The 14,370-nt window shown below is 70.0% G+C and carries 17 protein-coding genes; 8 read left to right on the top strand and 9 right to left on the bottom strand.

What is annotated here, in order from left to right:
• Nucleotides 1–63: 63 nt before the first annotated feature.
• The 5 genes from AOQ53_RS40100 to AOQ53_RS00770 form a co-directional block, all read right to left on the bottom strand.
• Nucleotides 64–366, bottom strand: a complete 303-nt coding sequence (locus AOQ53_RS40100) for a twin-arginine translocase TatA/TatE family subunit (RefSeq protein WP_078945078.1) — start codon at nt 364–366, stop codon at nt 64–66.
• A 64-nt stretch (nt 367–430) separates the two neighbouring features.
• Nucleotides 431–1,015 (bottom strand): TerD family protein, encoded by a 585-nt coding sequence (locus tag AOQ53_RS00755; RefSeq protein ID WP_059413932.1) that lies wholly within the window; start codon nt 1,013–1,015, stop codon nt 431–433.
• Nucleotides 972–1,679, bottom strand: coding sequence for a hypothetical protein (locus AOQ53_RS00760; RefSeq protein ID WP_063888853.1), 708 nt, complete (start codon nt 1,677–1,679; stop codon nt 972–974). The genes AOQ53_RS00755 and AOQ53_RS00760 overlap by 44 nt, the downstream gene beginning before the upstream one ends.
• A 106-nt stretch (nt 1,680–1,785) precedes the next feature.
• Nucleotides 1,786–2,361, bottom strand: coding sequence for a TerD family protein (locus AOQ53_RS00765; protein WP_059413934.1), 576 nt, complete (start codon nt 2,359–2,361; stop codon nt 1,786–1,788).
• A 135-nt stretch (nt 2,362–2,496) separates the two neighbouring features.
• Nucleotides 2,497–2,763 (bottom strand): GlsB/YeaQ/YmgE family stress response membrane protein, encoded by a 267-nt coding sequence (locus AOQ53_RS00770; protein ID WP_059413935.1) that lies wholly within the window; start codon nt 2,761–2,763, stop codon nt 2,497–2,499.
• A gap of 184 nt (nt 2,764–2,947) precedes the next feature.
• Between AOQ53_RS00770 and AOQ53_RS00775 the strand changes: the two genes are divergently transcribed.
• Complete coding sequence (locus tag AOQ53_RS00775) at nt 2,948–3,337, top strand: BlaI/MecI/CopY family transcriptional regulator (protein ID WP_059413938.1); 390 nt, start codon at nt 2,948–2,950, stop codon at nt 3,335–3,337.
• A gap of 6 nt (nt 3,338–3,343) precedes the next feature.
• On the top strand, nt 3,344–4,276 hold the full coding sequence (locus AOQ53_RS00780) for a M56 family metallopeptidase (RefSeq protein ID WP_059413940.1): 933 nt from the start codon (nt 3,344–3,346) through the stop codon (nt 4,274–4,276).
• A gap of 148 nt (nt 4,277–4,424) precedes the next feature.
• Here the strand turns inward: AOQ53_RS00780 and AOQ53_RS00785 are convergent, their stop codons facing one another.
• Nucleotides 4,425–4,661: a hypothetical protein gene (locus AOQ53_RS00785; protein WP_059413942.1), complete on the bottom strand. Its 237-nt coding sequence runs from the start codon at nt 4,659–4,661 to the stop codon at nt 4,425–4,427.
• Nucleotides 4,662–4,857: 196 nt separating this feature from the next.
• On the opposite strand from AOQ53_RS00785, the gene AOQ53_RS00790 reads away from it, so the two are divergent.
• Nucleotides 4,858–6,240: an LCP family protein gene (locus AOQ53_RS00790; protein ID WP_408055124.1), complete on the top strand. Its 1,383-nt coding sequence runs from the start codon at nt 4,858–4,860 to the stop codon at nt 6,238–6,240.
• Nucleotides 6,241–6,506: 266 nt separating this feature from the next.
• Here AOQ53_RS00790 and AOQ53_RS00795 read toward each other — a convergent pair whose 3' ends face one another.
• The 3 genes from AOQ53_RS00795 to AOQ53_RS00805 form a co-directional block, all read right to left on the bottom strand.
• Nucleotides 6,507–6,914: a hypothetical protein gene (locus tag AOQ53_RS00795; protein WP_059413944.1), complete on the bottom strand. Its 408-nt coding sequence runs from the start codon at nt 6,912–6,914 to the stop codon at nt 6,507–6,509.
• Between the two features lie 286 nt (nt 6,915–7,200).
• On the bottom strand, nt 7,201–7,656 hold the full coding sequence (locus AOQ53_RS00800; protein ID WP_059413946.1) for a tellurite resistance TerB family protein: 456 nt from the start codon (nt 7,654–7,656) through the stop codon (nt 7,201–7,203).
• 155 nt (nt 7,657–7,811) lie between these two features.
• Nucleotides 7,812–8,810 (bottom strand): sporulation protein, encoded by a 999-nt coding sequence (locus tag AOQ53_RS00805; protein ID WP_059413948.1) that lies wholly within the window; start codon nt 8,808–8,810, stop codon nt 7,812–7,814.
• Between the two features lie 121 nt (nt 8,811–8,931).
• Between AOQ53_RS00805 and AOQ53_RS47230 the strand changes: the two genes are divergently transcribed.
• From AOQ53_RS47230 to AOQ53_RS00825, 5 genes are all read left to right on the top strand, one after another.
• Nucleotides 8,932–9,063, top strand: a complete 132-nt coding sequence (locus AOQ53_RS47230; protein ID WP_269085428.1) for a hypothetical protein — start codon at nt 8,932–8,934, stop codon at nt 9,061–9,063.
• A 177-nt stretch (nt 9,064–9,240) separates the two neighbouring features.
• Nucleotides 9,241–10,578: a hemolysin family protein gene (locus AOQ53_RS00810; RefSeq protein WP_059413951.1), complete on the top strand. Its 1,338-nt coding sequence runs from the start codon at nt 9,241–9,243 to the stop codon at nt 10,576–10,578.
• The gene (locus tag AOQ53_RS00815) at nt 10,575–11,600 is read left to right on the top strand and encodes a hemolysin family protein (RefSeq protein ID WP_059413953.1); all 1,026 of its coding nucleotides are present in this window, start codon (nt 10,575–10,577) and stop codon (nt 11,598–11,600) included. Before AOQ53_RS00810 ends, AOQ53_RS00815 begins: the two co-directional genes overlap by 4 nt.
• Nucleotides 11,601–11,937: 337 nt before the next feature.
• Nucleotides 11,938–13,275, top strand: a complete 1,338-nt coding sequence (locus tag AOQ53_RS00820) for a hemolysin family protein (RefSeq protein WP_059413955.1) — start codon at nt 11,938–11,940, stop codon at nt 13,273–13,275.
• Entirely contained in the window at nt 13,272–14,291 is a 1,020-nt protein-coding gene (locus AOQ53_RS00825; RefSeq protein WP_059413956.1) for a hemolysin family protein, read from the top strand. The genes AOQ53_RS00820 and AOQ53_RS00825 overlap by 4 nt, the downstream gene beginning before the upstream one ends.
• Nucleotides 14,292–14,370 lie beyond the last annotated feature (79 nt).

The raw sequence follows: 14,370 nt of genomic DNA on the forward strand, positions 1-14,370 counted from the left end.
AAAGTGAATCAGTCCGTTGTGCACTCGGGCGACGCCCGCCTCGGTCTGCGTTGTGTCCAGGGCCTACGGCCTGCTGTCCTGCGGCGGCGTACCGCCCGTGCGCTCGGTCCGTTCGGGTGCGGGGGCCGACGGCCGTTCCGCGCCGGAGGCGGTCGCGCCGGTGTCCGGTACGGCGGTCTCACTCGGGATGATCCGGGGAGGTGTGTCTGCCGCCGCCTCGTTCTCCTCCTTCTTCATGGCACGGGCCTCGGCCTTGAGGATGCGGGCCGACTTGCCTGCGGAGCGGGCCAGTTCGGGGCCCTTCTTGGCGAGGATCACGGCTATGACGACGATGAGGATGACGGCGAGTTCGCTCAGTCCGAACATGGTGTCCTGCTCTCTCTTCTCCGGGACCCGGGCCTGGACGGCGCGAGCGTAGCGGCGGTGGCGCTCAGAGGTGCGGCGTGATGGCCGGGAGCAGGTCCTGGAACGTACGGCCGGTGGCGGGTGCGCCGATGGCCTTCATCTGCCAGCCGCCGCCGGAGCGGTGGACCTTCGCCATGATCTGGGCGGTGTGGTCGCCACCCCCGGTGAGTGTGTAGCGGGCCAGTTCGGCGCCGGTCGTCTCGTCGACCAGGCGGCAGAAGGCGTTCTGCACCTCGGCGAAGGTCTGGCCGGTGAAGGAGTTGACGGTGAAGACGATCTGGTCGATGTGGCTGGGCACGCGGGCCAGGTCGACCAGGATGGCCTCGTCGTCGCCTCCCGTGCCCGCGCCGCCGGTGAGGTTGTCGCCGGTGTGCCGGACCGAGCCGTCGTCGCTGACCAGGTGCTGGAAGAAGACGACGTCGGCGATCTGCCCGGCGGCGAAGAGGACGGCGGAGGCGTCCAGATCGATCTCCCGCGCCCCGGTGAGCTTGGCGAGGAAGCCCTTGCGGGGTGCGGCCTGCCAGCCGAGGCCCATGCGGACGGACGTCAAGGCGGTGCCGTCGGACTTACTGAGGCTGATCTGCTGGCCCTTGCTCAGGTTGACCGACATGGGAGGGGTGCTCCTTCGGGTTGGTGGCGTTGCGAGAGTCGTGGGGGTCGGCGGTGCGGACGCCCAGGGGTGGGGTGGGACGGAGGACCGGATCCTCGCGCAGGCACCGCCGCAGGTGGGGCAGCAGACCCCGGTCCAGCAGGGCCCGCTGCCAGTTCTGCCGCGCCTGCTGCACGCGCGCCGCGCGTGCGGTCCCGTCACCGCCGCGTATCGCCGTTCTCAGCGTCGCGGCGAAGGCGAGGAGGGCGCTGGTGCCCGCGATCAGCGTCAGCACCCATCCGGCGGTGACCAGTGAGCCTGGGAGCGTGCCTTCGGTGTCGGTCAGTTGGAGTACGTAGCCGAGGACGAGCAGGACGGCAGCGGATGTGGCGGCGATGAGCGGGGTGAGTACCGCCAGGGCGGGCAGCAGGCTGCCGGCGGCGGGGTGTGGCGGCTGGTCGGGCTCTGCCGACGTACGCAGGGCGAGGTACGTGCCGTATTCCGCGCGTGCCGCGGCGGCTGTCTCGTCGGCGTCCCCGAGTGCGCGGAGGCGCAGTCGCGCGGTGGCCCGGCCGGTGGGGTCGGCGCCCAGTGCCGCCTGTATGTCCGTGGAGGTGAGCGCCAGGTGCAGCACCGCTTCGAAGTCCGGCCTGTCCTCCGGGCGAAGGCGCAGTGGGTCGGCCACATGGTCTCCTGACGGGTGGAAGGCTTCGCTGTGCTCTCGGAGCAGCGCGGAAACGGTGCCGGACCAGCCCCGAGGGGAGTCGGCCCGGCGCCGTCTCTGCGGGGTGTCAGACGCCCACGCCGAAGTCGGAGACGATCCCGGCCAGGCCCGAGGCGTATCCCTGGCCCACAGCGCGGAACTTCCACTCGGCGCCGTTGCGGTAGAGCTCTCCGAAGACCATCGCGGTCTCGGTGGAGGCGTCCTCGGACAGGTCGTAGCGGGCGATCTCGGCACCGCCGGCCTGGTTGACGATGCGGATGAAGGCGTTGCGGACCTGGCCGAAGCTCTGGCCTCGGTTCTCGGCGTCGTGGATGGACACCGGGAACACGATCCTGTCGACCTCGGCGGGTACGGCCGCGAGGTCCACCTTGACGACCTCGTCGTCGCCCTCGCCTTCACCGGTGAGGTTGTCACCGGTGTGCTCCACCGAACCGTCGGGACTCTTGAGGTTGTTGTAGAAGACGAAGTGCTGATCCGACAGGACCTTGCCGGACGCGTCCAGGAGCAACGCGGAGGCGTCGAGGTCGAAGTCGGTGCCGGTGGTCGTCCGGATGTCCCAGCCGAGACCGACCAGGACGGCGGTCAGGCCCGGTGCCTCCTTGCTGAGCGAGACGTTGCCGCCCTTGGACAGGGATACTCCCACTGCGTACTCCTTCTCGGCAGGTGCGGTCGAGGTCCGCGGCACGGACCCAGGCTCAAGAATCTACATCACTGTAGAGAAAGTGGGAGGGTGGCACGGCCGTGCCTCGGGCTCAGCGCGGTCGAGTGATGGCCCGTGTCAGTCCCGTGAGTTGCCGAACAGCAGGCGATAGGCGATCAGTAGCGCGAGTGCGCCCGCGATGGCTGAGCCCCGGGTCGCGGCGTCGAAGATCTCCCGCTGGACCGGCCGGTCGAGGAAGTGCGCCGACAGCCAGCCGCCCACGAAGGCGCCGGCGATGCCGATGAACGTCGTGCCGACGCAGCCGCCCGGATCGCGGCCGGGCAGGATGGCCTTGGCGATCGCTTCGGCGAGAAGTCCCAGCATCAGCCACGCGATGACACCCATTTCCCCAGCGCTCCGTTCGAAGGTCCTTTTTGTATGCGGGCATGCCCTGGGGCGGCATAGCTTCTACAATTTCGTAGAGGGTGTGGCAGGTGGCTGTCGAGGCTCGTCGGGCGGTGTGATGGTCTTGGGGGCGTCTATACGATGTCCGCGCGGGAAACGGACGGCGGCGGAAGGGAGACCGGGCGTGGCTGAGCAGCGGCAGCGTCCCCGGCGGCGGGGGCAGGGCGAACTGGAGGCGTTGGTCCTGTCGGCGCTCAGGGAGGCGGACGGACCGGCGACGGCCGGCTGGGTGCAGGAGCGCCTGGGCGGAGACCTGGCCAATACGACCGTCATCACCATCCTGACCCGGCTGTTGGCCAAGGGGGCGGTCACGCGGGAGCGCGCGGGCCGTTCCTTCGCCTGGACGTCCGCGTCGGACCAGGCGGGGCTGGCCGCCCACCGGATGCGCAAGGTGCTGGACTCCGAAAGCGACCGGGAGGCGGTGCTGGCCAGCTTCGTGACGGGCCTGGGTCCGGACGAGGAGCGGCTGTTGCGGGAGCTGCTGGGGCAGTCGAGGAACGAAGGGGAAGACTGAAGCCTCATGGGGGAGTTCGTCTTTCTGCCGCTGGTGCTGCCCTTGACCGCGTGGCCGATCGCGCGCCTGGCCGAGCAGCATCTGCATCCACGGACCGCGACGCGGCTGTTGACCGGGGTGGCCGCGGTGATGGCTGCTTGCAGCACGCTGTGCCTCGGCCTGGTGATGGTGGTCGGCACCGCCCAGCTTCCCGGAAACCCGCTGCCCGACGGCTGGTCGGACCCCGAGGTGCGGGCGGCGGTCCCGTACGACGAGGTCGTCGGCAAGGCGGCGATTCCCGCGCTCGTCGTGGTGCTGGCGGTGTGTGGTCGGACATTGTGGCGGCACGGGCGGGTGCGCCGTAGGGCTCATCGGGCGCTGGCCGGGTTGCGGGAGACGGGGGTGGCCGTGCTTCCGGATGACGTGCCCTACGCGTACGCGCTGCCGGGCGGTCGGAGGGATCGCGTGGTGGTGACCACTGCGATGCTGGACTGCCTCGAACCGGCCGAGCGCCGGGCGCTGTTCGCTCACGAGCGGGCCCATCTGACCGCTCGCCACCACCGCTTCCTCCTCGCGGCTCAGCTGGCCGCGCGGGCCAATCCCTTCCTGCGTCCGCTGCGGACGGCGGTGGCGTACACGGCGGAACGGTGGGCGGACGAGGACGCGGCCGAGGCGGTCGGCAGTCGCCGGGCAGTGGCCTGTGCGATCGGCAAGGCGGCCCTGGTGTCTCGCGGCACTCCGGTGGCGACCCTGGCCGGCTTGGCTGGGGCGGGACCGGTGCCGCGCCGGGTGGCGGCACTGCTCGGACCCGCTCCGGCGGTGCGCAGCTGGCCGCCGCTGTTCACGTCTGTGGGCGTGGCGACATGGGGCGCGGCGGTGGGAGCGGCCGTGTCGGCGATGTCCTCGGCGAACTCCGCCGTGACGATGATCTTCATCCTGCACGCGGCAACGCCTCTTTGACCGGGCGGGGTGGGGCGTCAGGCGTGCTCGGTGAGCACAGCGAGTCCGGCGACGAGCCCCACGAAGGCCAGGAGCGCGAGCAAGCAGACGACCAACACCAGTTAGCCCGTCAGGATGCCGGCCAAGGCCAGCCCGCGGCCTTCCCTGTCTACCCGGCGTCCCCGGAAGCGGCCCACGTGCCCGGCGGGTAGGCGATCAGAGCGCACAGCATGGCCAGGCCGACGAAGATGCCGGGGTTGATCCAGGCGATGCCGGTGGCGAAGTTCGCGAGGAACGCGACTCCGCCCAGCGCGAAGAACGCACTGACCTTCGCCGCCCGGTTCCGTCCCCCGAGCGGCCGCGCCGGCTCGCCGATCGCCGTCCGCGCGTCGTTGGTGCTGCTCATGCCTAGTCCCTCAAGGCTTCCGTGTCCTGCATGCGTGCGGAGCAAGGGTGTTACGTCCACGCAGAGCCCGGTCGAGGTGTGGCCCACCCTTTCCGGTCGTATCTCTACATGGATGTAGAGTTCAGCCGTTCGGCGGACACGGGGCTGGCCGCCCGAGGGTGACGGACGACAAACCCAGGCGGAGGAGTGGGCGTCAGTGAGCGGTACGGGAAAGCGGCGCGATCCAGCCGGATCAGGGAAGGTCCGGCTGACGCGGCGAGGGCGGTTCCTGATGTGGAGCGCGGGCGTGTGCTCGGCGCTCGTCCTCGGCATCGCGGGTGTCGGCGCGTGGCTCTACCAGGATCTGAACGGCAACATCCAGGGCGCCGACCTCGACAACAAGCTCGGCGGCAACCGACCGGTCAACCTAAGCCCCGGCTCCAAGAACATCCTGGTCGTCGGCTCCGACAGTCGCGACGGCGACAACGCGGAGTACGGCAAGGGTCTGACCACCATGCAGTCGGACACGCTGATGGTGCTGCACATCCCGGCGAACCGGGAGTGGGCCACCGTCGTGTCCTTCCCCCGCGACTCGTGGGTGGAGATACCGGCCTGCGACAAGGGTGACGGCACCAAGTCCGCGCCCCACCACTTCAAGATCAACGAGGCGTTCGCGATCGGTGGCACCAGCGGCGAGGTCGCCGAGGCCGCCGCCTGCACCATCAGGACGGTCGAAGCCAACACCGGCCTGCGCATCGACCATTTCATGTCCGTCGACTTTCAGGGCTTCAAGGGCATGGTCAACGCCCTCGGCGGCATATCGGTCTGCCCGGAGCAGGCCATCCACGACGAGAAGGCACACCTGGACCTGGAGGCCGGCTGCCAGACCGTCAGGGACGAGGAGGCGCTCGGCTACGTCCGTGCCCGCTACAGCATCGGCGACGGCTCCGACACCGGGCGCATCGGCCGTCAGCAGGAGTTCATGCAGGCCCTGGCCGAGAAGGCGCAGTCCAAGCTGACCAGCCCGAACGCGCTGTACGGCTTCCTGCAGTCCGCCACCAAGTCCCTGTCCACGGACGAGGACTTGGCGGGCGTCAAGCCGCTGTACGGCCTCGCCTCCGAGCTCAAGGGCATCCCGGGCGACCGCCTGACGTTCCTCACCGTGCCCAACTACCCGCGCGAGGCCGATGTGCCCACCGACAAGGCCAACCTCGTGTGGCAGTATCCGCAAGCCGCCGACCTGTTCACCTCCCTGGCCAAGGACGAGGAGGTCGACAAGAAGCAGCTCCAGGTGGACGCCAAGAATCCCGTTCACGCGTCCTCCGTGCGCGTCCAGGTCCTCAACGGCACCGGCATCTCCGGCCGTGCCGCCGCTGTTGCCGAGAAGCTCCGCGAGGCCGGCTTCGCCGTCGTCGGCACGGGCAACGCCCCGGAGACCACGCGCGCCACCACGGTCAGCCATCCGCAGGGCCTGGACGCCGAGGCCGAGGTGCTCGCCGCCCGGTTGCCCGATGCGCGGGCCGAGCAGGACACGGGTGTTGCAGCTGACGTCGTGACTCTGGTCGCGGGAGCCGACCTCGATCCCGAGGACATCCGGTGAGGCGCGAGTGTGCGACGGTGTTCCTGGCCTGACTGGACGTCGTGGCCTGTTCCTCTGGTTCGCCTGGCAGTGCAGGAATCGCTCAGCCCAGGTGAGCGGGTCGAGATGGAGGTAAAAGCGCACGCCCGCGTCGAGCAGCACCGGCGGTACGGCCTGAGATCCGGTGTGATCGCTCATGGCGGCCGCTCCAGCCAGTCCGGCATCCCAGTTCTGGGCCGTAGGCCCTGCGACGTACCTGGTTGGAGCGAGAGCCGAACGAGGGCCCACTAGGCGTCCGCCGTGTTCCTTTCCGTGGCCGGCCGGGCTATCTCGATGGCGTCCTCGAGTGCTGCGGCATAGGCGTCGGCCGCGCTCTCCGTCAGGTACGGGGACAGGCGCGACAGAACCCGCCCTTTTAGGTAGGCGTGCTCGGCGTGGGCCGGTGAGTGGGACGCGGAGGTCTGCAGGCGCTCGGTGCGGGTGCGGGCGGCTTCCGCGCCGGGGAACGTTTCGATCGCACCGCCAAGGTGGACGCTGCCGGGATCGGGCGCGGTGACCGCGCCGCTGTCGATCCGCCGGTCCTCGAATGTCAGCGTGCTGCGGTAGTTGTTCTGCGCCCCCAGGAGCCCGTCGGGATCCACCTCGCGGTGGGCGTAGAGGACCGCGTTCGCGACGGGGAGTCCCGCCCCCTCCACGAGACGGAAGACGGTTTTGGCCTCATCGGTGACGGTTGCGGTGCTCGTGTGCCGGTCCTGGTGCTAGCCGGCGCTGAACGGCAGCGGGACCTTTTCGTGGGGCAGGGCTGAGAGCACGATGCTGACCAGCATCACGGCACTGGCCAGGACCGCGGCCGTGCGCGGATGCCGCAGGGAGCTCCACCTCGTGGGTCGGCCGACGTCCGGCATTTCCACTCCGGTTGTCGCCGTGTTCGCGGCGGGCCGACACCGAAGGGCCGTCGGCCGGCCGCACGATCAGGGTCGGTCAGAGATCGAACTCGTGGGGCGGCAGCCCAAGGGTGTAGCACGCCTCGCGGACCACGGCCTGCTCGTCCTTGTCGAAGTCGCCGTCGGCGCCGCCGATGACGATGCCGATCTGGATGACGGCCCGTGCTTCGGCGGGCTTCTTCTTCGCCTTGGCGATCTCCTGCATGACGCTCACCTTGCCGAAGTCGAAGTCGGTGGTGAGCTTGTTGAGGTTCTCCTCGAAGCGGCGGCGCAGGTCGTCGGCGTCGAAGTTCTGCAACACCTCGTTGGTGGCGATGAGCTGGGCCACCCGCTGCCGCTCGGACGGGTCGACCGTGCCGTCGGCGGCGGCGACGAGCGCGCACATCGCCATGCTGGCGTCGCGGAAAGCGCCGCTCTTCAGGTCGTTCTTCTTCGCCATGAGTTGGGTCTGCATCGTCGATGCGGACTCCTTGAGGCGGTCCCACAGGGCCATGAATGAGGACTCCATACGCGTCGGGGGATGCCCGGACCGGGGGGCTCCGGACAACGCTTCTTCTACAACGTAGTAGAAGTTATCAGCAGGGGGCGGGGAGGTGCGTCTACCCGCCCTCTGCTTGTGCATCCTTTACCGTCTGCCGGGCCCTGCTATCAGCCCTCGTCCTCCTCGTCGCCTTCGAAGAAGTCCCCGACCTCGTCCACGACTTCGGCCGCGACCATGCCGCCGACGACACCGACCGCGAGCCCGGCGGCACCCGCGGCGACGACGGTGCCCATGCCGGGGCCGGAACGGTGGTGGTGGTCGCCGTGCCCGTGGTGCCCGCCGTGTCCGTGCCCGGCGTACGGGTCACCGTGACCGTAGGTGCCGTGAGAGCCGTGCGACGCCCGATGCTCGACCAACTGCCGGATCCAGCCCTCGACTTCCGAGTTCCAGTCACGGGAGTCGTGGTGGCCGACGGTGAAGCGGGTGAGCGCGTCATGGCCGCCGGAGAAGAAGCCGCCGCGCTTGTCGGCCTCCAGAACGACATCCACGCCGCCCGGGTTGGCCAGGAAGGTCACCTCGATCTCGTTGACCTGGTGCGCGTACTGCGGCGCCGGGGTCAGCTCGATCTCCTGGTAGAAGGGCAGCTGCTGGCCGGTGCCACCGATGCGCCCGTACTCCAGGTCGGCGGACTTGAAGCCGAAGCCGAGCCGGCCGAGGGCTTCGAGGATCGCTTCCTGGGCGGGCAGCGGGCCTACGGTCAGCGGGTCGAGGTCGCCCTTGTCCTTGGCGCCCGCCACCGACAGTTCGGTGCGCACGCCCAGCACGATGCCCAAGGGCTGGCCGTGCAGTTCGGTGATCGGGGTCTCCCACGGCAGCGTCACACTGAAGGGCACACTGCGCTGCTCGCCCTCGGCGAGCCTGAAGCCGCCTCCGACGGTGAACCGGTCGAAGGCGACGGTGCCCTCGCTCTCGCCTTCGGCGTGCTCGGCCTCGACCCGCGCGACGAGTTCGAGGGTGATGTGCTCGATGTCGAAGTCGGCGCTGCCGCCCTTCAGGTGGACCTGTCCGGTGAGCGTGTCGCCGGGCCGGACGGGACCCGGGTCGAGGACCGTGTCGACGGTGGGGCCGCCCACACCGAGTGAGCCGAGCAGTCGTTTGAACACCATGGTGGCGTCCACTCCTTAAACGTGCGTGTCTTCCGCGGGGCCGGTGCCGCCCGAGGGTGCGCGACTCCCTGCCCGCGCGAGCGTTCTACAAGCGAGTAGAAGCATAGGCTGATCGGAGGTGATGAGGAGCACGGTCCACGCAGGCCCGCCGGGAACGGCCGAAATCGGGTTCTGCGCCGGACAGATGATGGCTCTGGGCACCCCCTGGCAGGACCGCAGCCTGCCGATGCTGCGCAGGACCCTGGGCCTGTGAGGGATTTTGCGGCTCCTTTACAGTTGTTGTAGAAGCAGGCCATCCTGCTGCCACACCTTGTTTTCCTACGTGTTCGAGAAGGAGCGACGGTCTCCCGATGGGTGATCCTCCTAGTAGCAGCCGTGCCATTGCCCGCCGTCCGCGCCATGCGGCCACTGAGGGAGCGGGGGTGGCACGGTGACCGAAATACTGCTGCTCCTGCTCGCTCTGCTGCTGACGCTGGCCTGCGCGGTGTTCGTCGCGGCCGAGTTTTCACTGACCACCGTGGAGCGCGGTGAACTGGAGCGGGCCGCCGAGGCGGGCGAGCCTGGCGCCGAGGGTGCGCTGAAGGCCGTACGACGTCTCACGCTCCAGCTGTCCGGCGCACAGCTGGGCATCACCGTCACCTCCCTGGTGATCGGCATGCTCGCCGAGCCGTCCCTCGCGGCGCTGCTCCGTGGCCCGCTGCGTGCGATGGGTCTGGGCGGTGCCGCCTCCTCGGTGGCGACCGTGCTGGGCGTGATGGTGTCCACCGTCGTGCTGATGGTGGTCGGCGAACTGGTGCCGAAGAACTGGGCGATCTCCCGGCCGCTGGCGGTCGCGAAGGTGGTCGCGTGCCCGCAGCGCGCGTTCACGGCCGCGTTCGGCCCGTTCATCGGGCACCTGAACAACACCGCGAACCGCTTCGTACGCCGCTTCGGTCTGGAGCCGGCCGAGGAGCTGGCCTCCGCCCGCACCGCCGACGAGCTGGGCGCGCTGGCCAGGCGCTCGGCTGCCGAGGGCGCTCTGGAGGCGGACTCGGCGGAGCTGTTCGTGCGGACCCTGCATCTGGGCGAGCTGACCGCTGAGAACGTGATGACGCCGCGGGTCGACGTCAAGGCCCTGGAGGTGCACGCGACGGCGGCTGACGCGGCCAATCTCAGCCATGCGACCGGCCTGTCCCGCTTCCCGGTCTACCGCGACAGCCTGGACGAGGTGGTCGGCACGGTCCACATCCGGGACGTGCTCGCCCTGGAGCCGGAGAAGCGGGCCGTCACACAGGTCACCGAGCTGACGACGGAGCCCCTGCTGGTCCCCGACAGCCTCACCGCGGACCGGCTGCTGGAGCGGCTGCGTGAGCACCGCACCATGGCCGTGATCATCGACGAGTACGGCGGTACGGCGGGCGTGGCCACGGTGGAGGACATCGTCGAGGAGGTCGTCGGCGAGGTGCGCGACGAGCACGACCCCGTCGAGGTGCCCGACCTTGTGCCCGCTCCGGCGACGCAGGACGGGCGAGCGGTGTGGGAGGCGGACGGCAGCGTCCGCATCGACCGGCTCACGGACATAGGACTCACCGCGCCGGAGGGCCCGTACGAGACCGTGGCCGGCCTGGTCGCCACCCGCCTGGCCCGCATCCCCGTCAAGGGGGACGTCGTGGACCTCGACGGATGGCACTTCGACGTACTGGAGGTCGATCACCACCGCGCCGACCGCATACGGATCACCGAACCGGCCGCCTCCTTGGCCGTCCAGATCCTGGAGGAGGCCCGATGACCGTGCTGCAACTCGCCATCGGCGTCCTCACCCTGCTGACCAACGCGTTCTTCGTCGGTGCGGAATTCGCCCTGGTCTCCGTGCGCCGCAGCCAGATCGAACCGCGCGCCCAGGCGGGCAACAAGCGCGCCCGGATGACGTTGTGGGCGCTGGAGCACCTGTCCGCGATGATGGCCACCGCTCAACTCGGCATCACCGTCTCCTCCCTGGTGCTCGGCGCGGTCGCCGAGCCCGCCATCGCCCATCTGATGGAGCCCGCCTTCGAGGCGGTGCACATCCCGCACGGTCTCGTGCACCCGGTCGCCTTCGTCATCGCGCTGACGCTCGCCACCTACCTGCACATGCTGATCGGCGAGATGGTCCCGAAGAACATCGCGCTCGCCGCTCCCGTGCCCAGTGCGCTGCTGCTCGGCCCGCCGCTGGTGGCGCTCACCCGGGCGCTCAAGCCGTTCGTGTTCGGCATCAACGCCTTCGCCAACGCCCTGCTGAAGCTGCTGCGCGTCGAGCCGAAGGACGAGGTGGAGTCGGTCTTCACCGATGACCAGCTCGCCCGTATGGTCGTGGACTCAAGCGAGGCCGGGCTGCTCAGCCCGGCCGACGGCGAGCGGCTGCGCGACGCGCTGGAGCTGGGCACCCGGCCGGTGGGCGAGATCCTGGTCCCGGCCCAGCGGATGCGAACCGTCGACCACACGATCACCCCGGCCCGGCTGGAGCGGCTGGCCGCCGAGGCGGGCTTCTCCCGCTTCCCGGTCACCGGCCCCGACGGCACCGTCCTGGGCTACCTGCACATCAAGGACACCCTTGGCGTCACCGACCGCGATGCCCCCTTCCCGCGCACCACGTTGCACAAGGTCACCCGGGTGCGCATCGACACCCCGCTCGATGACACGCTCACCGCCCTGCGCGCCGAGGGCAGCCACCTCGCCGCCGTTGTCGGGGAAGGTGGCAAGGTCATCGGTTTCGTGACCATGGAGGACGTGCTGTCCGAGCTGGTCGGACCGGCGGCTCCGGCCGCAGCTTGACCGCCGGGCCGCCACGAGCGGGCTCCCGCACGGGGCGGCCCGGCTTCGCAGTGCCGGACCCGCGCAGGTTGAGCGGGGACACAGGGGTGTCGCCATCGCCATGCTGGCCACCCTCTCGCCGTCCATCGGCGACGACCTCGATCTGCTGCGTGCGGTGCTCTCATCGGCCGGGAACATGATTTCGGCCAGAATCGTTGTCTGTCCGTACACCTAGAATGAGGAGCCACCCGTTGTCCGCCAGCTCGACGGACCCCTCGGGGCACAGTCCCCGACCATCCCGCCAGGCATCTCCTGAGCACGGCACGAGGCGGGATGCCCCCTCGCAATCGATGCGCCGATGAGTGCCGCGAACGCCCTCCTGGGCCTGCTGGCCGTGTTCGTGCTGACCGCGGGCACCGGCTACTTCGTCGCCCAGGAGTTCGCCTACGTCTCCGTCGACCGCCTTGCCCTCGCGCGTGAGGCTGAGGCCGGGGACAAGAAGGCCGCCCGTGCCCTGCGGGTGCTGGAGCGGCTGTCGTTCATGCTGTCGGGCGCGCAGCTCGGCATCACCGTGACCGGCCTGGTGGTCGGCTTCATCGCCGAGCCCTCGGTGTCCACGTTGCTCAGGCCGGCCCTGTCGGGCGTGGGTATCCCCGACGCGGCCGTGAGCGGGATCTCGGTCGTGCTGGCCTTCGTGCTGGCCACGGTCGTGCAGATGGTGCTGGGCGAGCTGGCGCCGAAGAACCTCGCGATCGCCGTGCCGGAGCGGCTGGCGAAGGCGCTCGCCGCCTCGACGCTGGCGTATCTGAAGGTCGTCGGTCCGGTCGTGCGTATCTTCGACGGGGCGGCGAACAAGTTGCTGCGCAAGGTCGGCATCGAACCAGTGGAGGAACTGCACCACGGCGCCACGCTGGAGGAGCTGGGCCATCTGATCGGCGAGTCCCACGAGCAGGGTGCGCTGCCCAAGGACACCGCCGCGCTGCTGGACCACGCGCTGGAGTTCTCCGAGCGGACGCTGGACGAGGTGATGGTGCCACGCGTGGACGCGGTTTTCGTCCGCAAGGACGCCACCGCCGCCGAAGCGGTCGGCCTGATCGCCAAGCACGGCCACTCGAACTACCCCGTGCTCGGTGACCACCCCGACGACGTCGGCGGCGTCCTCGGCGTGGCCGAGCTGATGCGCCTGGCCGCAGACCGTCTTACGGACACGTTGGCCGGCGCGGTCGCCCGGCGGCCGCTGCTGCTGCCGGACACTCTCCCGCTGCCGGACGCCGTGACGCAGATGAGGGAGCGGGACGACGAGTTCGCGGTCGTCCTCGACGAGCACGGCGGCGTGGCGGGCATCGTCACGTACGAGGACATCGCCGAGGAACTGGTCGGCGACATCGCCGACGAGTCCGACAAGGTCACCGAGGTCGCCGTCGCGGACGGCGAGGGCTGGCTGGTGGACGCCGGCCGTCGTTTGGACGAGGTCGCCGAGGCGACCGGCATCGAGTTGCCCGAGGAGGAGGACTACGACACCGTGGCCGGCCTGATCGTCGACCGGCTCGGCCGCTTCCCGACCATCGGGGACCGGCTCACGGTCGCGCTGCCCGACGGCGGCGACGCCGTGATCGACGTACGCACCCTCGACCGGCACGTGCCCGAACGCGTGCGGATTCAGCGACCGACCCAGGAGACGGAGGAGCAGGCATGAGTTTCCCGATGGCGCTCTTCGTCACCGTGCTGCTGCTGATCGGCAGCGGATTCTTCGTGGCCGCCGAGTTCGCGCTGGTCGCCGCCAAGCGGCACCGCATGGAGAAGGCCGCGGCCGAGGGCCGGGGCGGGGCCAAGGCGGCCCTGGCCGGCATGCGTGAGCTGTCGCTGATGCTGGCCGGCGCCCAGCTGGGCATCACCGTGTGCACGCTGGGCCTGGGCTCGGTGTCCAAGCCCGCGATCTCGCACGAACTCGACCCGCTGCTGCACAAGCTGGGCCTGCCCAGCGCGCTCAGCTACGGCGTCGCCTTCGCGGTCGCCATGATCGTGGTCGTGTTCCTCCACATGGTGCTCGGCGAGATGGCCCCCAAGTCGTGGGCCATCGCCCATCCCGAGCGCTCCGCGATGCTGCTCTCCCCGCCCTTCCGGGCCGTGGTGAAGGCCGTAAGGCCGCTGATCCGGCTGCTCAACGCGATCAGCAACGGACTCGTACGCCTGTGCCGAGTCAGCCCGCGCGACGAACTCGCCTCCGTTCACAACCGCGAGCAGCTCACCCACCTCGTGGCCGAGTCCGAGCGGCTCGGCCTGATCAGCGAGACGGACTCGGAACTGCTGACACGTTCGCTGACGGAGTCCGAGACCCCGGTGCGGGACCTGCAGGTCCCGGTCACCGACATCACCTCGGTCGACGCCGGCGCCGACGTCGACGTGATCCTGGGTGTGGCCGCGGAGCGCGACCGTACCCGGCTCCTGGTCCGCGAGCAGGACGCCGTCCTCGGCTCGGTGCATGCTCGTGACGCCGTGGTGGCCCGTGCCCAGGGGCGGACGACCACCGCTCGTGCGCTGGCCCGCCCGGTACCCGAGTTGACCGAGGACGCCACGGTCACCGACGCGATCGATCTGTTGCGTCGCCGCCGGTCCTCGCTCGCCGTGGTCCGCGACGACTCCGGCCGACTCACCGGCATGGTGAGCCTGGACGATCTGCTGGCGCGTTTCCTGCAGCCACAGGCGGCGTAACGGCAGCCACTGACCCGAGCGCCCCGGCTTCCCGGGGCGCTCGCGCATCGGTAACTACAGTGCTGTAGAAGTCTCTTCT

Origin of the sequence: Streptomyces azureus (genome assembly GCF_001270025.1) — a bacterium.
GTDB lineage: Bacteria > Actinomycetota > Actinomycetes > Streptomycetales > Streptomycetaceae > Streptomyces > Streptomyces azureus.